Here is a 19,784-nt window from a genome sequence, read left to right as displayed (position 1 = left end):
CAACCTGTAGGGGGTAGAGGCCTTTATGATTTTTTGCTGGGCCTGAAGTGAGCATAAGAATTTACCCATGGGCGAACATGACGTGCCGCTGCGATTCGTGATCGCATTCATGGTTTTATTTTGACCAGTCAGGTCTACTTTTCGTTGTTAATATGGACATGTCAGGACGCAATCCACGCGTTAATACGGGCAGAGAGGTCTACTGGTGATCTACAAATCTATCGCTGACAGGTTGCGGCTGCGGCTGAATTCGTCGGACTACAATATCGGGAGTCCGCTGCCGGGTGAGAAAGCGCTGGCGCAGGAGTTTGGCGTGGCGCGGATGACCATTCGAAAGGCGCTGGATCTACTGGTGAACTGGGGGCTGGTTGAACGCCGACACGGTAGCGGGACATTCGTGGCGCGTAAAGATGTCCACCACGAAACCACCAATCTGACCGGGCTGGTGGAGGTGCTGCGCCAGCAGGGAAAAGAGGTGCAGAGCAAGGTGCTACAGTTCGAAGTGATGCCCGCTCCGCCCGCTATCGCCAGCCAGCTCCGCATTCAGGTGGATGAGCGAATCTACTTCTCGCGCCGGGTGCGTTATGTCGACGGAAAGCCCCTGATGCTGGAGGACAGCTTTATGCCCGTGAAGCTGTTCCGCACGCTTTCACTGGCACATCTGGAGGGGTCGAAGTTTGATTACATCGAGAAAGAGTGCGGGATAACCATCAGCGGCAACTACGAGAGCCTGACGCCGGTGCTGGCAGATAAACAGCTCGCCGGTTACCTGAACCTGCCGGAACAGACGCCGCTGCTGCGGATAACGTCTCTTTCCTACAGCGACAGCGGCGAATTTCTCAATTATTCCGTGATGTTCCGTAATACCCGTGATTACCAGGTGGACTACCATCTGCGGCGCATCCACCCGGACGATCTGCTAACTCATCCCCCAGAACAGCACCGCCAGTAGCTGCGGGGTAATAATGCGCAGGAACATCACCAGCGGGTAGACCGTGGCGTATGACAGCGCCGCCGCGCCGCTGGTGGCGTGCAGGTTGTTGGCAAAGGCCAGTGCGGGTGGGTCAGTCATTGATCCGGCGAGCATGCCGCAGAGCGTCAGATAGTTCATTTTGGCGAACATCCGCGCCAGGATCCCCATCGTCAGGAGCGGGATCGCCGTGATAAATATCCCGTAGCCAACCCAACTCATCCCCTCGCCCTTCACCAGGGTATCGATAAAATCGCCCCCGGATTTCAGGCCGACCACCGCCAGAAACAGCACAATCCCCAGCTCGCGCAGCGCCAGGTTGGCGCTCGGCGGCATAAACCAGTAGAGCTTACCGATACAGCCGATACGCCCGAGGATCAGTGCCATAATCAGCGGTCCACCCGCCAGGCCCAGCTTGAGCGCAACCGGAAAACCCGGGACATACAGCGGAATGGAGCCAAGCAGCACTCCCAGCCCGATACCGATAAAGACCGGCAACATCTGCACCTGCTGCAGTTTTTGCTGGGCGTTACCCACCATGTCCGCTACCGCATCAATGGATGACGGGCGCCCAACCAGGTTCAGGATATCGCCGAACTGCAGGCTGGCTTCCGGGCTGGCGACCAGTTCCACCCCAGCACGGTTAAGACGGGAGATCACGACGTCATAGCGCTCTTTAACCTGCAAATCGCGTATTTTCTTGCCAAGCACGTGCTCGTTGGTCACCACGACGCGCTCTACGCGCATATCGGTGCCGCGTGTGGAAAGTGAGGTCTCCACCTCCTGACCAATCACCAGCCGCGCGTTGTTTAAATCCCCGGGCTGTCCGACCAGGTGCAGCAGGTCACCCTGCTGAATAATGGTCCCGGGCGCAGGTACCATCAGCATATCGTCACGTTTAAGGCGTGAGCAGATAATATTGGCGCTGTTCAGGATCGGCACATCCTGAATCGCCATATTGTTGAGGTTGGGGTTATCGACGCGAATGTTGATGGTTTTGATCGGCATATGACCGTTGGTGAGCGTGGTTTCGTGGTCTTTCGCCTCGTTTTCGACGTTAATGCGAAAGAGTACCCGCACCAGCCACATGGAGAGAAGAATGCCGCAAATCCCAAACGGATAGGCCATGGCGTAGCTCATCCCCATCTGGTCGACAATACCGGGAGAGATGCCAAGATCGCGCAAAATTTGCTGCCCTGCACCCAGTGCAGGCGTATTGGTGACCGCCCCGGAGAAAATACCCAGCACCACCGGCAGCGGAATATCGAAGAGCTTATGCAGAATGGCGGTGACCAGCCCTCCCATCACTACAATGCCGAAGGCAAACAGGTTCAGCCGTAATCCGGAGACCCGAAGGGAAGCGAAAAAGCCAGGCCCCACCTGAATACCGATGGTGTAGACGAAGAGGATCAGACCGAATTCCTGGATGAAATGGAGCATTTCGGCGCTGAGCACCAGCCCAAGCTGGTCGGCAAAATGGCCAACAAAAATCCCGCCGAACAGCACCCCGCCTATCCCAAATCCGACGCCGCGGATTTTAACATTGCCAATCCACAGACCCACCACTGCGACCAGGGCCAACACGCTAACGGTTAACGCGATATCACTCATGATCCACTTCCTGTGCATAACCTTAGTTATGCTACGGATTCTCTCAGAGCCGCACGCGGTTGTATGGGCGATGGCGCACAAAAAAGCCCTGCCGGGGCAGGGCGTTATCTTTTCATCCTCTCCCTGTGGGAGAGGCAACAACCCGCAGAGGGTTAACTGTTCAGCGCAGGACGCTCGCTAATGGCGATACGCTGCGGTGCAATGGCTTCCGGCACGTTGCGGGTCAGGTCGATATGCAGCAGCCCGTTGGTAAATGTCGCGCCGGACACTTCCATATGGTCAGCCAGAGTAAAGCTCAGGCTAAACGGCTGATTAACCAGGCCCTGGTGCAGCCATTTGGTCTCGGTTTCTTGTTTTTCCGGCGTACCTTTCACGGTCAGGCGCGTGCCTTCAAGCTGAATATCCAGATCGTCCTGGCGGAACCCGGCCAGCGCAAGGGTAATGCGATAGTGGTTGTCATCGCTTTTTTCGATGTTGTACGGCGGAAACGTCTGTTGCTCGGTGGTGCTTTGCAGGGCATTAGCCAGTTTGTCAAAACCAATCCACTGACGCAGCAGGGGGGATAAATCGTAGTTACGCATACTAAATCTCCTTCTGAGAAGCGAGTTCGGCACAGTTTATTTTTGTGCGCAGTTGTTCCTGCAAATCCTCATGGATTCACATATGCTCCCATTACGGCAAGCAATTCTGGGTGGGCCGCTCGCGCGACCCGCATAATCAGTTGATCTCGATACGGCGCGGTTTTTTCTCTTCCGGAATCACACGTTCCAGTTCGATAAACAGCAGGCCGTTGACCAGGTTCGCGCCTTTCACGTGAATGTTCTCGGCTAACTGGAACTTGCGTTCAAAGTTGCGCTCGGCGATACCCTGATAAAGGTAGGTACGTTCTTTCTGCTCAGCCGTATGTGAACCTTTCACCACCAGCAGGTTGTCCTGCGCGGTGATCTCCAGTTCGTTCTCTGCAAAACCGGCGACGGCAATGGCGATGCGGTAGTGGTTTTCATCAACCAGTTCAACATTGTATGGAGGGTAGCCGTTGCTCTGGCTTTGGTTATTTTCTAAATGGTTAAACAGGCGGTCAAAACCAATTGCAGAACGGTATAGCGGGGAAAGATCGAAGTTACGCATAAATAAAAGCTCCTGAAATCAGCGAGAAATTGTAGCCTTCCACCATGGACAGGCCAGTGTGCCCCTGAACACCCCGCAGGCGTGTTCGTTATCGGGTTACATTCTTAAAATGGGTCTGGAACCGGTCTTTTCAAGCGCAGCGGGCGCACTTTTTTTTGCACTTTCGTGCATCTCGCTTAGACTGGGACAACAGCACAAAGGGTTAAATTGCGATGGCTGCCACAGTGCGGGGTTATCGGGCTATCCATTTTGAACGAGGCTCGCTATAACCCTGAGTTGCAGGTTTATGCAGTGCCATTAACGATGACTGAGTGATGATGAAAAATGTTCTGATAAAGCTGACGACGTTCAGCGGGGTTGTTTTACTTTGCGGGTGTTCGAGCGTGATGTCTCACACCGGCGGTAAAGAAGGAACATATCCGGGGACGCGTGCCAGCGCTGAGATGATCTCCGATGACGATACCAACTGGGGCACAAAATCCCTGGTCATCCTGGATATGCCGTTTACGGCTGTGGCCGATACGCTTTTGCTGCCGTGGGATATGTTCCGTAAGGACAGCTCCGTGCGCTCGCGGGTAGAGAAAAGCGAGCAGCAAAATCTGGCCACCAATTCCGTCATTCCACCCGCTTAACGCCAACGCGTTAACGCTGCCCGGTTTCCGTTAGCCAAAGCTGACGGAAACCTTCTGTCTCTTCCATCCATGCAATAAAACGCCCGTCCGGGGAAAACACGACCGCATCACCAGACGGTGGATTGCCGTGATCGGACGTCAAAAACGTCACCTCTCCGGTTTGCGCATCACAGCAGGCAATCCGCTCTTCCAGCACAAATCCCAGACAGTGACCGGCTGGGTGCCAGGTAAATGCCGACTGAATGTCACTTTCGTTATGCGTCAACTGGCGTGGTTCGCCGCCTTCTGGAGCGATAAGCCACAGCTGCACAATGCCCTTATCATCACGCATCAGAAACGCAATCTGCGTCCCCTGCGGGTTACAGCGCACCCAGTGACGCGGCACGTTTACCAGCCCCGGGAATGCCCGCTGGTGGGTAAAGGTCAGCCGGCGCTGCATGACACCCGCCGGGGGCGCAGGCAGCGTCTCAGGAGCCCCCTGCAGCGGCGCATCGCCCGCGCGTTTCCATCCCTGCTCGTCGTTGGGCAGATCCACAATAAACAGTTCTGGCACTTTCTCGCCTGTCGCAGACACGGTATCGCCGATAAACGCCAGCCTGTCATTGCCCACCCAGCCCTCTTCATAGGCTCGGTTGATCTCATCGCTGCCGGGCTGAGGCGCGGGCGTCGTGCGGCTCACCAGCACGCTCCAGAAGGTGCCGGAATATTCACGTGGATGCGTCCCCTGCGGCATCACCGGGCCAAAAGGTACTGCGACGCCGACATTACGTAAATCGAGCTTCGGGTCACGCTCATGCAATACATGGTCGTTGTAGGTAAAGCTCACGAACTGTCCGTCAGGGCTAAAAACGTGCACGTGGCTGCCGCCACGCAGCGCGCCTGCGGTATAAGGCGGCGTGATATCCATGGCATCCAGGTTACTCACCTGACCGTTGTGTACAACCACGCCCTGACGATGATGAAAATCGTAGTGCCAGTCTGCATCCGGGTTTTCCGGGCCGTGGATAAAGACATATTTGTCCTGCTGCGGATGAACGGTCACCACGCCAACATGCGCGCCGTGACTGGTGCGATAGATCACCTCGACGTCACCCGTAATAACATTGACCCGCTCAATAGTTTCACCGGTAAACGATGCGCCGGACGGACGCACATCGTAGGCCAGCCACTGGCTGTCCGGCGTCCAGGTATTGATATTGGTAAGCTGGTGATGATGGGAGGCGAAGGTGATTTGTTTCATGGCGTTACCCTGATGCGCAGTTATCGCATCAGGGTAAAACATTGCGGGGAATTAGCCTACACGTTTGACGTCACCCACCAGCAGGATGTAGGAGAGCGCACCGAGCAAGGCCACTGCGGAGATATAGATCAGTGCCGGGCCAAAGCCATAGTCCTGAGCCAGATAACCGATGACCAGCGGAACCGTGATCCCCCCCAGTCCACCGACAAAGTTGAACACGCCCCCGGTCAGACCAATCAGGCGCATCGGGGCCAGCGAGGAGACCAGCGACCAGGTTATGGAGGCAAAACCGTTACCGAAGAACGCAATCGCCATCAGCGTCATAATCCAGACCGGATCGTTGGTGTAGTTTGCACCCATGATGCAGGTGGAGATCAGCAGCCCGCAGATAATAGGCGTTTTACGCGCGACACCCAGCGAGAACCCTTTTTTCACCAGCCTGTCCGCCAGCCAGCCGGAAAGCAGCACACCAAAGAAGGCCGCCAGGAACGGTACGGTGGTCATAAAGCCCGCCTTCAGCGCGGTGATGCCTTTTTCCTGGGTCAGATAGTTCGGGAACCAGGTCAGGAAGAACCACAGCGTGGAGGTCACCGCGAACTGCCCCAGATAAACCCCCACCAGCTTGCGATGGAAAACCAGCTTCCAGTCGGCTTTAGTCAGCGGCTGACGCGCCTCTTTTTTCACCGGCGCATCGCCATCCACCAGACCGCCACCGTCGCGGATATAGTCCAGTTCAGCTTTGCTGATACTTTTGGTGAGACGCGGCGGTTGATAGACCTTGAACCAGATCAACGACCAGATAATGCCGATCCCTCCGGTCACAATAAAGACCCAGTGCCAGCTCAGCAGTTCCTGGATCCAGATCAGCAGCGGCGTCAGGAACGCCAGGCCGACAAACTGCCCGGAGGTGTAGAACCCAACGGCCGAGGCGCGTTCATGCTCCGGGAACCAGCTGGTCACCATGCGGTTATTGGTCGGAAACGCCGGGGCTTCGAAAATCCCGGTGATCGCACGCAGGCCAATCAGCGACATCAGCCCGGTGGCAAAGCCCTGGAACAGGGTCGCCACCGACCAGCCGAAGATGGCAATGAAATAGGTCAGGCGCGAGCCGACGCGGTCAAGGAACCAGCCGCCGGGGATCTGGCACAGCGTATACAGCCAGGCAAACGCCGAAAAGACGTAGCCCATTTCCGCTTTGCTGATCCCAAACTCCTCCTGAATATGGGCTGAAGCCACGGCAAGGTTGGCGCGGTCAACGTAACAGATGACCACAGTAATAAAGATCATGACCAGCGTCAGGTAGCGCCGACGCCCGGTTTTTGCAGCAGTAACAGGAATATCCATCGCAATCTGTCTCCAGATTTTGGGCATAGCGAAGCCGCTCACCATGCCCTGTAATTTACAGAGGGTGTGTTTGTTATTGTTGAAATTACTTTTTAGTGGCGATGTGCTTTGGCTGAATTACCACTCAGCGACAGAGCCATCTTCATGACGCCATAACGGGTTGCGCCAGTCAGGCGCGTTTTTACTCAGCTCAATGACTTTGGCTTCGTCGATATCCACGCCAAGGCCCGGCTTCGTTAACGGTTTAAAGAAACCGCCTTCCATGCTGAAATCATCTTTGTTTTTCACAAAGTCGAGCAGTTCCGCGCCCTTGTTATAGTGAATGCCCATGCTCTGTTCCTGGAACACCGCGTTACGCGAGACAAAGTCGACGTGCAGACAGGCTGCCAGTGCGATCGGCCCCAGCGGACAATGCGGTGCCAGCGCCACGTCGTAGGCTTCCGCCATCCCGGCGATTTTGTAGCATTCCGTGATGCCGCCGGCATGCGACAGATCCGGCTGCAATATCGCCAGGCCGCCAGCTTCCAGCACGCGTTTGAACTCGAAGCGCGAGAACATGCGCTCACCGGCGGCAATCGGGATATGCGTCTGTGCGGCCAGTTTCGGGTAGTACTCCGCCTGCTCGGCCAACACCGGCTCTTCGATAAACAGCGGACGGTACGGCTCCAGCTCTTTAATCAGCACTTTGGCCATCGGCGCGCTGACGCGACCGTGGAAGTCCAGGCCAAATTCAATCTCGTTGCCGAACGCTTCACGAATCTGCGCCACGGTATTTACCGCGCGGTCTACCGCCCGTGCGTTGTCGATGACGCCCATCTCTTCGCAGCCGTTCAGTTTAAAGGTGTCAAAACCAATATTGCGCAACTGCCTGATACCGTCGATCACTTCCGCGGGACGGTCGCCACCCACCCAGCTGTAGGCTTTGATTTTGTCGCGCACCAGGCCGCCCATCAGCTGCCAGACCGGGGCATTCAGCACTTTGCCTTTGATATCCCATAACGCCTGGTCGATACCGGCGATGGCGCTCATCAGAACCGGTCCGCCCCGGTAGAAACCCGCGCGGTACATCACCTGCCACAGGTCGTTGATGCGGGCAGGATCTTGTCCTGTCAGGTACTCGCCCAGCTCATGCACCGCCGCTTCCACGGTACGCGCACGCCCTTCAATGACCGGTTCGCCCCAGCCGACCACGCCTTCATCGGTTTCGATTTTCAGGAACAGCCAACGCGGCGGTAAACGGTACGTGGTGAGTTTGGTTATTTTCATTTCACTGCCTCTCGATACGCTTTCACAAATGCGGCCGCCTGCTGTGCGGTACGTTCGACGGATTGCCCGGCGCGATAGAGATCGCTGCCCAGACCCGCTCCGACACAACCTGCGTTGATCCACTGCGCCAGGTTTTCTGGCGTCACGCCCCCCACGGCAAAGACCGGTACGCTGGCGGGCAATACCGCTTTCAGCGCGCTGATATAGGCCGGACCAAAAGCCGATGACGGGAAAATTTTGAGCGACTGCGCGCCCGCATCGAGAGCCGCGAACGCTTCTGTTGCCGTTGCGCATCCCGGGCAGACGGTCATGCCGTAGCCCACTGCGCGACGGATCACCTCAGGGTGAATATTCGGCGTCACAATCAGCCTGCAGCCCATCTGCGCAAGCTGGTCCACCTGCTCCGGTTGCAGAACGGTGCCAGCGCCAATCAGCGCCTTATCACCAAACGCGTCCACGACCGCCGGGATGCTCTTTTCCCACTGTGGGGAATTAAGCGGTATTTCCACGGCGTCAAAACCGGCGTCGATCGCCGCACCTACGTGCGCTAAAACCTCGTCGGGCGTGACGCCGCGCAGGATAGCGATGAGGGGAAGATTAGTTTGCCACTGCATGAGCGATGCTCCTTATTCCTGCCTGAAATGCCGTGTCGCCTTCTACCGCAGCCACGTCCCGCCCGATGGCATTGAACGCCTGGCGGTAGCGAGAGGTCAGCGATGAACCCGCGACGAGGGTGATGGTCTGTTGCCCGGCGAACTGCTCGCTCAGGCTGGCGACTTCCGCGCCAATCAACAGGCCCGATAAAAATTCGCTGACCTGCGTACGGGGAAGCGTGCCCAGTACATGCGAAGCGCGAACTTCAAAAAGTTGCGGCAAAACGGCAGGGCTGGCGATACCCCGCTCCAGCCCGGCGGCAAAGGCCTCGGGCGAAGCGTCCTGCTCCGGCAACCCCGCGCCCACCAGCGAGTGCGTCAGCAGCAAGTGGTGCAGCTCACCGGTCATCACGGTGCGAAAATCGTGGATGTGCTCAGCGTCGGCCTGCACCCATTTACAGTGCGTGCCGGGCATGACGTAGACAGAAGAAGGAGAGAGCATGCGCGCGCCAAGGAGCTGGGTCTCTTCGCCGCGCATCACATTGTGGTTATCGTTCCGGGAAACGCACAATCCTGGAATAATCCAGATATTGTCGCCAACGGACGTTAACTGCTCGCCAATGGCAGCGAACGCGGCAGGTACGGGCAGATAAGGCGCGACCTTCCAGCCCACGTTACTGCCCACCATGCCCGCCATGACCACCGGCGTGGTGCTCTCGCGCCAGTTGTGTGTCACCTCTGCTAACACCGCCTCGGGGGATTTACCGTTCAGGCGCGTCACGCCTGCTTCTGATTGCCTGCTTTCCAGGCACTGCTCGCCCTGATACAGCCAGGCGCGCAGATTGGTCGATCCCCAGTCAATAGCGATGTAGCGAGATGTCATGTGATTTCCTTCAACCTTCGTGTCGAGCTGGCGATCATCGTGAGTGCCGCCTGCTCTGCCGCATCGCCGTCCTGATGCCGGATAGCATCGAACAGCGCTTTATGTTCCTGGAGCGTTTTTGGCATGTTGGCCTCATCGCCCATCCAGGTTCGTTCAAATACCGCGCGCTGTAGCGAGCTGATGGCAACGCTAAGCTGCTGTAATACCGGGTTATGGACCGACTGCAGCACCGCTTCGTGATAGCGGATGTCCGCTTCGTTGAACGCATCCCGGTTCTGGTTATTGGCAATCATGTCGTTCAGGGCGGACTCAATCTGAGCCAGGTCTCCTGACGTTGCACGTTCCGCAGCCCAACGGGCGATGGCCGGCTCTACCAGGTTTCGTACCTCACTCATCGCGCCAATCAACCTTGGGTCGTAGTCGTTTTCCAGCACCCACTGCAGGACATCGGTGTCGAGGTAGTTCCACTGATTACGCGGGGCGACAAAGGCGCCGCGGTAGCGCTTCATTTCAATCAGCCGCTTTGCCATGAGCGAGCGAAACACTTCCCGAATGATGTTGCGCGAGGTTTCAAACTCCTCACACAGCTCTGCCTCAGCAGGCAGCGGTGAACCGGGAACGTACTTTCCACCCACGATCTGGGTGCCCAGCGTGATGACGATGCGATCGGTTTTATTGAGAGTCATGGAGAGTCCTTATGCTCTGTATGTTCAGGACTACTTTACCTCGACCGCTGAATTTCGCCTCACTTTTGCAGTACAAACGTGACGCCTTTCGTCATTACCGTGGCTGTAATGTAGTACAATCAATTAATGTTGTACTACAATCAAGATCACAAAAAGAACAATTCGATAAATTCAGCGCAAAAAAAAGCCCCGGTTGATAACCGAGGCTGATGAGCGTGAAACGCTGTTACTGCAGAACAAATTTCTCGATCGCGTAGGCAACGCCGTCTTCGAGGTTAGATTTGGTCACGAAATTGGCCACGTCTTTCACCGACGGGATCGCATTGTCCATTGCCACACCCATGCCCGCATATTCAATCATCGCAATGTCGTTTTCCTGATCGCCCAGCGCCATGATCTCGTCCGGTTTGATGCCCAGCGTATCTGCCAGCGATTTCACACCGGTGCCTTTATTGACGCGTTTATCCAGGATCTCGAGAAAGTACGGCGCACTTTTCAGCACGGTGTATTTCTCTTTTACCTCAGCCGGAATGCGCGCAATCGCTTTATCCAGGATATCTGGCTCATCAATCATCATCACTTTCAGGAACTGGGTGCCCGGATCCATTTTCTCAGCTTCGCAGAACACCAGTGGGATCGTCGCGACATAGGATTCATGTACGGTGTAATAGCTGATATCACGGTTAGCGGTATAGAGCGTATTGCGATCGAGCGCGTGGAAATGGGAACCGACCTCACGGGACAGTTTTTCCAGGAACAGGTAATCGTCATAGTTCAGCGCGGTTTGCGCTACCGTGCTGCCATCCGCCGCCTTCTGTACCAGCGCACCGTTATAGGTAATGCAGTAATCGCCCGGCTGATTCATGTGCAGCTCTTTCAGGTAGCTGTGCACGCCCGCATACGGACGACCGGTGGTCAGTACCACATTCACGCCTTTTGCGCGCGCAGCGGCAATCGCGTTTTTAACGGCTGGAGAAATAGTGTGGTCTGGCAGCAACAGCGTGCCGTCCATGTCGATAGCAATAAGTTTGATAGCCATAGGGTCCCCGGGATAAATGAGTGCTGCCTCATGCTAACGCGATTAAGCCCACAAAAATAGAGCTACATTGCGCAACAAAAGCCCCCTTTTACGTCTGTCCCGGGGATAACGGCTTACTCGCGGGTGAGGACTATTTTGCCAAAAGCACCGCGGTCGAGGTGTACAAGCGCCTCTTCAAGCTGGTTAAAACGGTAGCGGTGTTCAATCACCGGTTTCAGCCCCGTGACATAGACTGCGCGGACAAAATCTTCCAGCGCACGGCGGTGCCCGACACCAATCCCCTGAATCACCGGTGATTTCAGCAAGAGTTCGCTGGCAGGCAGCGAGATTTCACTCCCGGCCAACACGCCAATGACGGATATGCGCCCATGAACGGCAACGGCCCGCAGGGAATGTCTCAGGTTCTCCCCGCCAACGGTTTCAATAATATGGTCGATACCGCGATCCTGCGTCAGCACGTAAATCTCGTCAGCCCAGTTCCCTTTAAGCCGGTTGATGCCCCGATCGGCACCGAGCGTTTTAGCCAGCGCCAGTTTTTCATCACTGCCCGACGTCACAAAAACTTCTGCACCGTGTGCTTTGGCGATTTGCAACGCGAAGATTGCGACACCGCCTGTGCCTTGCACCAGCACCGACTGTCCGGCACGTAACTGTCCTCGCTCCACCAGCGCAAACCATGCGGTAAGCCCCGCGCAGGGTAAGGTGCTGGCCTCTGCGTCATCCAGCGTTTCCGGGGCGGCCACCAGCCAGTTTTCACGCATGATCACGTATTCAGACAGCATCCCCTGGAAGTAACCGCCCAGCGTCTGGTAGGGCAAATTGCGGGCGTCGCCTTTCGGTTTACCGTCGACCCACTCCGGAGAGAAGGTGGAGATGACGCGAGCACCGGGTTTAAAGCGGGTAACGCCTTCACCCGTACTGTCCACCACGCCTGCCATGTCAGATGCCGGAGTAAACGGGAAGGTGAGCGCGATCGGCATGTTGCCTTCGATGACCATTTTATCGCGATAGTTGAGCGCAACAGCGTTCACCCGCACGCGCACTTCACCCGGGCCCGGCTGGGGAACAGGCGCCTGAGTGAGTCTGAGGTTTCCACGCCCAAGGGCGTCCATTGACCAGCGTTGCATCATCTCTGTCATCTTTTTCTCCTGTTATCAAATGCACTTCAGTACTGACAGTCTAACGTTGACTCACGGTCGCCAGTGGCGATACCTTTCCCACTATTGATTCCTGAAGAACGACAATCCATGACCGATACGCTGAAGGATATTCCCGTTTTTGTCGCCGCCGTAGAGGCAGGCAGTTTTGCTCAGGCCGCGGTGCGTTTGCATTTGTCGCGCTCGGCGGTAGGGAAAAGCATTGCTCGCCTTGAAGCGCGGCTGGGAGTACGCCTGTTTCAGCGCACAACGCGTAGCCAAAGCCTGACCGATAACGGTGCCCTTTTTTATGAACGTTGCCTGCGAGCACTCCAGGAAATCCGTGGCGCGGAGTCGCTGCTGGAAACAGGGAAACATCAGGTGAGTGGCCGTCTGCGTGTTGCCATGCCGGTGCTGTTTGGTCGCCAGTGCATCGCCCCGCTGCTGATAGCCTTGACGCAGGAGCATCCTGCCCTTGAGCTGGAAATGTCATTCAGCGATCGCGTAGTGGATATCGTCGAGGAAGGGTTTGATATGGCGGTGCGAAACGGCGCACTGCCGGACAGCACCATGCTGGTCGCCAGACGCCTGGGGGAACACCGAATGGTGCTGTGCGCCGCGCCGGAATACCTCAGGAATAACGGCCAGCCTGAAACCGTTGGCGATTTACGCCAGCATAAGGCCATTAACTACCTGCGTGCCGGCAGGGTGTTACCGTGGGAACTGGCGGACCACGAAGGCACGCAGCACACCCTAATTCCCCGCTCATCCCTCAATATGGACGATCTGCAGGCTATCTGCGACGCAGCGCTGGCCGGGCATGGTATTGCATGGTTACCCTGCTGGATGGTGCGCAAAGAGCTGCAGAATGGAAGGCTCATCCCACTCTTAAAACAGGCGCCGGATGTGCGTTTCGACGTTCACGCGGTCTGGCAGCAGACGCCGCATCTGCCCCTGCGAGTCAGGATTGCGGTCGACATGCTAGTCAGCCGGTTACCGTCAGTCCTGTCACTGGAGCTGGATGCTGATAATTCTGCGCCCACAAAAAAGCCGCGCTAAACGCGCGGCCTCTGACTTGCGGTGTAACCACCCTTAGATATCGATATTCGCCGCTTTCAGGGCGTTCTCTTCGATAAAGGCACGACGTGGTTCAACCGCATCGCCCATCAGGGTTGTGAACAGCTGATCGGCTGCAATCGCATCTTTAACGGTCACGCGCAGCATACGACGGCTTTCAGGATCCATGGTGGTTTCCCACAGCTGATCCGGGTTCATTTCACCCAAACCTTTATAACGCTGAATAGACAGACCACGACGGGACTCTTTCACCAGCCATTCCAGCGCCTGCTCGAAGCTTGCTACCGGCTGACGACGTTCACCACGTTCGATAAACGCATCGTCTTCGATAAGACCACGGAGCTTCTCACCCAGCGTACAGATACGGCGATATTCCGGACCGGTCACAAACTCGTGCTCCAGGGGGTAATCGGTATCAACGCCGTGAGTACGCACGCGCACAATCGGTTCGAACTGCTGCTGAGCGTTCTGCTGGACATCGAACTTCCACTGGCTGCCGTGCTGCTCTTTCTCGTTCAGCTCGGTTACCAGGGTGTTCACCCAGCGGGTAACAACCTGTTCATCGCTCAGATCGGCTTCCGTCAGGGTTGGCTGATAAATCAGCGCCTTCAGCAGCGATTTAGGATAACGACGCTCCATACGACCAATCATTTTCTGCGCCGCGTTAAACTCGGACACCAGACGCTCCAGCGGCTCACCGGCCAGTGCAGGGGCGTGAGAGTTCGCATGCAGGGTCGCACCATCAAGCGCGATCGCGATTTGGTACTGATCCATCGCTTCGTCGTCTTTGATGTACTGTTCCTGTTTGCCTTTCTTCACTTTGTACAGCGGTGGCTGTGCAATGTAGACGTGGCCACGTTCAACAATTTCTGGCATCTGACGATAGAAGAAGGTCAACAGCAGCGTACGGATGTGCGAGCCGTCGACGTCCGCATCGGTCATGATGATGATGCTGTGGTAGCGCAGTTTGTCCGGGTTGTACTCGTCACGGCCGATGCCGCAACCGAGCGCGGTGATCAGCGTTGCCACTTCCTGAGAAGAGAGCATCTTGTCGAAACGGGCCTTCTCTACGTTGAGGATTTTACCCTTCAGCGGCAGGATAGCCTGATTCTTACGGTTACGGCCCTGCTTCGCAGAACCGCCCGCGGAGTCCCCTTCCACAAGGTACAGTTCGGACAGTGCCGGGTCGCGTTCCTGGCAGTCAGCCAGTTTGCCTGGCAGGCCAGCTAAATCCAGCGCGCCTTTACGACGGGTCATTTCACGGGCTTTACGCGCCGCTTCACGGGCACGTGCCGCATCGATAATTTTGCCAACCACGATTTTCGCGTCTGACGGGTTTTCCAGCAGGTATTCGCTCAGCAGTTCGTTCATCTGCTGTTCAACCGCCGATTTCACCTCAGAAGAGACCAGCTTGTCTTTAGTCTGAGAGGAGAACTTCGGATCCGGTACCTTCACGGAGACAACCGCAATCAGGCCTTCACGGGCATCATCACCGGTGGCGCTGACTTTCGCTTTTTTGCTGTAGCCTTCTTTGTCCATGTAGGCATTCAGGGTACGGGTCATCGCCGCACGGAAGCCCGCAAGGTGAGTACCGCCGTCACGCTGTGGAATGTTGTTGGTGAAGCAGTAGATGTTTTCCTGGAAACCATCGTTCCACTGCAGCGCCACTTCCACGCCAATACCGTCTTTTTCGGTAGAGAAGTAGAAGATATTCGGGTGAATGGGCGTTTTGTTCTTGTTCAGATACTCAACGAACGCCCGGATACCGCCTTCGTAGTGGAAGTGGTCTTCTCTGTTGTCGCGTTTGTCACGCAGACGAATCGAGACGCCGGAGTTCAGGAACGACAGTTCACGCAGGCGTTTCGCCAGAATCTCATATTCGAACTCGGTAACGTTGGTGAACGTTTCAAGGCTCGGCCAGAAACGCACCATGGTACCGGTTTTGTCGGTGTCACCCGTAACAGCCAGCGGTGCCTGCGGCACGCCGTGCGTATACAGCTGACGGTGAATTTTACCTTCGCGCTGGATAACCAGCTCCAGTTTCTGCGACAGGGCGTTAACCACGGACACACCTACACCGTGCAGACCGCCGGAAACTTTATAGGAGTTATCATCGAACTTACCGCCTGCGTGCAGAACGGTCATGATAACTTCCGCAGCCGATACGCCCTCTTCCGGGTGAATACCGGTTGGGATGCCACGACCGTCATCGGTGACGGAGACGGAGTTGTCCGCATGGATCGTGACCACGATGTCTTTACAGTGACCCGCGAGCGCTTCGTCGATAGCGTTATCTACCACCTCGAATACCATGTGGTGCAGACCGGTGCCGTCATCCGTGTCGCCGATATACATACCCGGGCGCTTACGCACCGCATCCAGCCCTTTCAGGACTTTGATACTGGAGGAGTCATAAGAATTCGACATCAACGTTTCTCGCTCATTTCAACTTGGGTTAATCCGTTATTTTACCCTTTTCCACGGTAAACATCTTCGAATTTTCGTCCGACATGTCTATAACGTGTTCAGCGCTAATCGCACTGACGAAAACCTGTGACTGCGTGGCTTTTAAGCGGCTGGCAAGCAGCCCGCGCCGCGCGTCGTCAAGTTCCGAGGCAAAATCATCTATCAGGTACAGGCAGCGTCGCCCGCTCTCGCGGGTCAAAAACTCTCCCTGCGCCAGGCGCAGCGCACACATCAAAAGCTTGAGCTGCCCACGCGACAGCGTGTCTTCCACCGGCGCACCGTCGGCACGAATGCGGAAATCCGCCTTGTGCGGGCCATGTGCGGTGTAGGTCAGCATGCGGTCGCGCTCGAAATTTCTCTCTAACACTTCGGCATAATCTGTCTCTTTCTCCCAGCCGCGCTGGAAGGAGAAGGTGAGAGAGAATTCAGGTAAAAACTGTTTGCAGGTGTCGGCCATATCGTCGGCGATACCCGCGCTGTATTCGGCACGCCAGCGGCTGATTTGTTCCGCAAGGGGAATTAATTCCTTGTCCCACGGGCGCAGCTGGGCGTAGCGTGTCACCTGGCGCAGTGCAGCGTTACGCTGCTTAATCAGGCGCTTCAGGTTGCTCCAGGCATTAAAGAAACCGGCTTCGTTGTGAAAGCATCCCCAGTCAAGGAAGGCTCTTCTGTATTTGGGGCCGCCATTGAGTAAAGTAAACCCCTCCGGCGTAATCAGCTGCATCGGCATCAGCAGCGCGAGCTCAGCCACTTTGTGGCCGTCAGTACCGTCGATACGAACCTTGCTGTCGCCCTGCTTGTCTTTGGTCAGACCGATGGCCGTTTCACGCTCCTCGCCCTGCAAACGCCCGTGCAGAACAAAGGCTTCCTGTTCGTGGCGAATGACGCGGCCAATTTGCAGACTGCGAAACGCCCGTCCGTGGCCGAGCGTGTAGATGGCCTCAAGCACGCTGGTTTTACCGCTGCCGTTCGCGCCAACCAGGAAATTAAAGCCAGGGGATAAAGCGAGATCCGCGTTTTCGATATTGCGGAAATCTTTAATTAAAAGGCGCGTCAGTGACATATCTGGATTTCTTCGGGCCAGGGCGTAATCGGCTCAGCCCGTTTCAACGCGGACTGCACGCAGACCCTGGCGCGTACACGAAGTGCGAGACAGGGGCGAGCACAGCCCGGGTTGAAAAAGGCAAGTAAGATAGCCCGATAGCGTTCACTACAGCCTCATCGGCATGACAACGTAAGCCGCACTTTGGCTGGCCGCATCTTCAATCTGTACACTCGAAACGGAGTCGGTCAGCAGAATGCGAACGTTCTCGCATTTAAGCGCGTTCAGTACATCCAGCACATAACTGACGTTAAAGCCGATTTCCATCTCAGTCCCGGCATAGGTGACGTCCAGAATCTCTTCTGCCTCTTCCTGCTCCGGGTTGTTGGCGGTGATTTTGATCTGATTTTCGCTCACATACAGACGCACCCCGCGGAATTTCTCGTTAGAGAGAATCGCGGCGCGGGCAAAGGCCTGCTTGAGGCTGTCGCAACCGGCTTCCAGCGTTTTGTCCGGGTTCTTCGGCAATACGCGGCGATAATCCGGGAAACGACCGTCAACCAGCTTCGATGTGAAGACAAAATCACCCACGTGAGCACGGATGTTATTGCTGCCGATCTGCACGCGCAGTGGCGTATCACCACCGTCGAGCATACGCATCAGCTCAATCACCCCTTTGCGCGGTACGATCACCGAATGGTTTGGCAGCGAGTCGCCAATGGGCATGGAACAGACTGCCAGTCGGTGACCGTCGGTAGCCACGGTACGCAGCTCTTCACCTTCGGTTTCGAACAGCATGCCGTTTAAGTAGTAACGAACGTCCTGATGCGCCATTGAGAACTGCGTGGCTTCAATCAGACGCTTCATCGTTGCCTGCGGCAGGGTGAATTCAACTTCACTCTGCCAGTCGTCCAGGTTCGGGAAGTCCGCGGCAGGCAGCGTGGAGAGCGAGAAACGGCTGCGGCCAGAGCGCACCAGCATACGGTCGCCTTCCAGCTGCACGGCAATTTCAGCGCCTTCCGGCAGCCCGCGGCAGATATCAAAGAATTTACGTGCCGGAACAGTGGTCGCGCCCGCTTCATGCGGCTGAGACAGCGTAACGCGCGCGATCATTTCCATTTCCAGATCTGTGCCGGTCAGCGACAGCGTACCGTCCGCGACCTGAAGCAGCAGGTTTCCGAGAATTGGCAGCGTTGGGCGGCCACCTAATGGGCCACTCACCTGTTGCAGCGGTTTTAATAAATGTTCACGTTCAACGGTAAATTTCATAGCGTCACGATGATAATGTTCTGATTAAATTGGAAAAATCTTCTTTTATGTCGTGGCTTTCTTCGCGTAACTGCTCAATCTTACGACAAGCGTGCAGCACGGTCGTATGGTCACGGCCACCAAACGCATCGCCGATCTCCGGCAGACTGTGGTTGGTTAACTCCTTTGCCAGCGCCATCGCCATCTGACGCGGACGCGCCACCGAGCGGGAACGACGTTTAGACAGCAAATCTGCCACTTTGATTTTGTAGTACTCGGCCACCGTCTTTTGAATATTGTCGATAGTGACCAATTTTTCCTGCAGTGCCAGCAAATCGCGCAGCGCTTCACGCACAAAATCGATGGTGATCGCACGGCCGGTGAAGTTGGCATTGGCAATCACGCGGTTCAGTGCCCCTTCAAGTTCACGGACGTTGGAGCGCAGACGCTTGGCAATAAAGAACGCCACTTCACCCGGCAGGCGAATGTCGTTTTCATCGGCTTTCTTCATCAGGATCGCGACGCGGGTTTCCAGTTCCGGTGGCTCGATCGCCACGGTCAGGCCCCAGCCAAAACGGGATTTCAGACGATCTTCAACGCCGTTGATCTCTTTTGGATAACGATCCGACGTCAAAATGATCTGCTGATTACCTTCCAGCAGCGCATTAAAGGTGTGGAAAAACTCTTCCTGGGATCGTTCTTTGTTGGCAAAGAACTGGATGTCATCGATAAGCAGTGCGTCAACAGAACGGTAGTAGCGTTTAAACTCTTCGATCGCATTGTTTTGCAGGGCTTTTACCATGTCCTGAACGAAGCGCTCGGAGTGCATATACACCACTTTCGCATTTGGCTTACGCGCCATAATGCCGTTGCCTACCGCATGCAGAAGGTGCGTTTTACCCAACCCCGTGCCGCCATAAAGGAACAGCGGGTTGTAGGCACCACCGGGGTTATCTGCAACCTGGCGTGCCGCCGCGCGCGCCAGCTGGTTCGATTTACCTTCAACGAAGTTATCGAACGTGTGTTTAACATTGACGTTAGAACGGTAGGTTTGCTCTGCCGGAGCAGGCACGTTGTCCCAGCCCGAACGGGTCGCCGGAAGGGCGCGAGGTGCCGGAGCGGGGGCTGCCTGAGCAGGTATTGCCACATTTACCGTTTCACGCACGGTCTGCGTGACCGGTTTTGTTCCCACTTCAAAGCGTAGCTGTGGCGCATCGGATCCGCAGAAATCATTCAGCAGTCCATTGATGTTATTAAGGTATTTATCCCTTACCCAATCGAGCACAAAACGGTTTGGCGCATACAAAGCCAGCGTGTTATCGCTCAGTTCCGCCTGCAAGGGGCGGATCCACATACTGAATTCTGTGGCTGGTAACTCATCCTGCAATCGGGCAAGACACTGCTGCCAAAGCGAAAGTGACAC

General features: G+C 56.1%; 18 protein-coding genes and 1 other annotated feature. Of the genes, 3 read left to right on the top strand and 15 right to left on the bottom strand.

Translation table 11 applies throughout. The annotated features are described in order from the left end of the window. Positions 1-205 precede the first annotated feature (205 nt). The gene (locus HV340_RS00090; RefSeq protein WP_014167973.1) at positions 206-952 is read left to right on the top strand and encodes a GntR family transcriptional regulator; all 747 of its coding nucleotides are present in this window, start codon (positions 206-208) and stop codon (positions 950-952) included. On the opposite strand, the gene HV340_RS00085 is transcribed toward HV340_RS00090, so the two are convergent. The 3 genes from HV340_RS00085 to ibpA form a co-directional block, all read right to left on the bottom strand. After that, a complete protein-coding gene (locus HV340_RS00085; protein WP_020882744.1) occupies positions 920-2,581 on the bottom strand; it encodes a putative transporter in 1,662 nt (553 codons plus the stop codon). The genes HV340_RS00090 and HV340_RS00085 overlap by 33 nt on opposite strands. Before the next feature lie 152 nt (positions 2,582-2,733). Further along, complete coding sequence (ibpB, locus tag HV340_RS00080; RefSeq protein WP_025202652.1) at positions 2,734-3,162, bottom strand: small heat shock chaperone IbpB; 429 nt, start codon at positions 3,160-3,162, stop codon at positions 2,734-2,736. A 136-nt stretch (positions 3,163-3,298) separates the two neighbouring features. Beyond that, positions 3,299-3,709 carry a small heat shock chaperone IbpA gene (ibpA, locus tag HV340_RS00075; RefSeq protein ID WP_008500162.1) on the bottom strand — a complete coding sequence of 137 codons (411 nt, stop codon included), beginning with the start codon at positions 3,707-3,709 and terminating at the stop codon, positions 3,299-3,301. Beyond that, positions 3,703-3,775: a sequence feature (ROSE (Repression Of Heat Shock gene Expression) occurs in the 5'-region of heat shock genes and acts as an RNA thermometer to modulate expression.), on the bottom strand. It overlaps the preceding gene by 7 nt. A 248-nt stretch (positions 3,776-4,023) precedes the next feature. Here ibpA and HV340_RS00070 point away from each other — a divergent pair. Continuing rightward, complete coding sequence (locus tag HV340_RS00070) at positions 4,024-4,341, top strand: YceK/YidQ family lipoprotein (protein ID WP_025202651.1); 318 nt, start codon at positions 4,024-4,026, stop codon at positions 4,339-4,341. Between the two features lie 10 nt (positions 4,342-4,351). Here the strand turns inward: HV340_RS00070 and HV340_RS00065 are convergent, their stop codons facing one another. From HV340_RS00065 to HV340_RS00030, 8 genes are all read right to left on the bottom strand, one after another. Further along, a complete protein-coding gene (locus tag HV340_RS00065; protein WP_072255759.1) occupies positions 4,352-5,581 on the bottom strand; it encodes a DUF3748 domain-containing protein in 1,230 nt (409 codons plus the stop codon). 51 nt (positions 5,582-5,632) lie between these two features. Then, a complete protein-coding gene (locus HV340_RS00060) occupies positions 5,633-6,970 on the bottom strand; it encodes an MFS transporter (RefSeq protein WP_080271857.1) in 1,338 nt (445 codons plus the stop codon). A gap of 72 nt (positions 6,971-7,042) precedes the next feature. Then, positions 7,043-8,191, bottom strand: coding sequence for a galactonate dehydratase (gene dgoD, locus HV340_RS00055; protein WP_014167964.1), 1,149 nt, complete (start codon positions 8,189-8,191; stop codon positions 7,043-7,045). Beyond that, positions 8,188-8,805, bottom strand: a complete 618-nt coding sequence (locus HV340_RS00050) for a 2-dehydro-3-deoxy-6-phosphogalactonate aldolase (protein ID WP_032680045.1) — start codon at positions 8,803-8,805, stop codon at positions 8,188-8,190. The genes dgoD and HV340_RS00050 overlap by 4 nt, the downstream gene beginning before the upstream one ends. Then, positions 8,789-9,667, bottom strand: a complete 879-nt coding sequence (locus HV340_RS00045; protein ID WP_040018330.1) for a 2-dehydro-3-deoxygalactonokinase — start codon at positions 9,665-9,667, stop codon at positions 8,789-8,791. The genes HV340_RS00050 and HV340_RS00045 overlap by 17 nt, the downstream gene beginning before the upstream one ends. Next, the gene (gene dgoR, locus HV340_RS00040; RefSeq protein WP_006177594.1) at positions 9,664-10,353 is read right to left on the bottom strand and encodes a D-galactonate utilization transcriptional regulator DgoR; all 690 of its coding nucleotides are present in this window, start codon (positions 10,351-10,353) and stop codon (positions 9,664-9,666) included. Before dgoR ends, HV340_RS00045 begins: the two co-directional genes overlap by 4 nt. Positions 10,354-10,579: 226 nt before the next feature. Beyond that, the gene (yidA, locus tag HV340_RS00035; protein ID WP_020882751.1) at positions 10,580-11,392 is read right to left on the bottom strand and encodes a sugar-phosphatase; all 813 of its coding nucleotides are present in this window, start codon (positions 11,390-11,392) and stop codon (positions 10,580-10,582) included. Positions 11,393-11,505: 113 nt separating this feature from the next. Continuing rightward, on the bottom strand, positions 11,506-12,531 hold the full coding sequence (locus HV340_RS00030) for an NAD(P)-dependent alcohol dehydrogenase (RefSeq protein ID WP_059305817.1): 1,026 nt from the start codon (positions 12,529-12,531) through the stop codon (positions 11,506-11,508). A gap of 108 nt (positions 12,532-12,639) precedes the next feature. Between HV340_RS00030 and HV340_RS00025 the strand changes: the two genes are divergently transcribed. Next, positions 12,640-13,587: a LysR family transcriptional regulator gene (locus HV340_RS00025; RefSeq protein ID WP_047355939.1), complete on the top strand. Its 948-nt coding sequence runs from the start codon at positions 12,640-12,642 to the stop codon at positions 13,585-13,587. A gap of 33 nt (positions 13,588-13,620) precedes the next feature. On the opposite strand, the gene gyrB is transcribed toward HV340_RS00025, so the two are convergent. The 4 genes from gyrB to dnaA all read right to left on the bottom strand — a co-directional run bounded on the left by gyrB (position 13,621) and on the right by dnaA (position 19,784). Next, the gene (gene gyrB / locus HV340_RS00020; protein ID WP_020882753.1) at positions 13,621-16,032 is read right to left on the bottom strand and encodes a DNA topoisomerase (ATP-hydrolyzing) subunit B; all 2,412 of its coding nucleotides are present in this window, start codon (positions 16,030-16,032) and stop codon (positions 13,621-13,623) included. A gap of 28 nt (positions 16,033-16,060) precedes the next feature. Then, positions 16,061-17,134 (bottom strand): DNA replication/repair protein RecF, encoded by a 1,074-nt coding sequence (gene recF / locus HV340_RS00015; RefSeq protein ID WP_059305816.1) that lies wholly within the window; start codon positions 17,132-17,134, stop codon positions 16,061-16,063. Between the two features lie 147 nt (positions 17,135-17,281). Continuing rightward, positions 17,282-18,382 carry a DNA polymerase III subunit beta gene (gene dnaN, locus HV340_RS00010; protein WP_014167956.1) on the bottom strand — a complete coding sequence of 367 codons (1,101 nt, stop codon included), beginning with the start codon at positions 18,380-18,382 and terminating at the stop codon, positions 17,282-17,284. A 4-nt stretch (positions 18,383-18,386) separates the two neighbouring features. Further along, positions 18,387-19,784, bottom strand: a complete 1,398-nt coding sequence (gene dnaA / locus HV340_RS00005) for a chromosomal replication initiator protein DnaA (protein WP_020882755.1) — start codon at positions 19,782-19,784, stop codon at positions 18,387-18,389.

Source organism: Enterobacter sp. RHBSTW-00975, assembly GCF_013615235.1.
GTDB lineage: Bacteria > Pseudomonadota > Gammaproteobacteria > Enterobacterales > Enterobacteriaceae > Enterobacter > Enterobacter ludwigii.
Note: the sequence above shows the minus strand (reverse complement) of the source record. Positions and strands in the feature narration are given on the sequence as shown.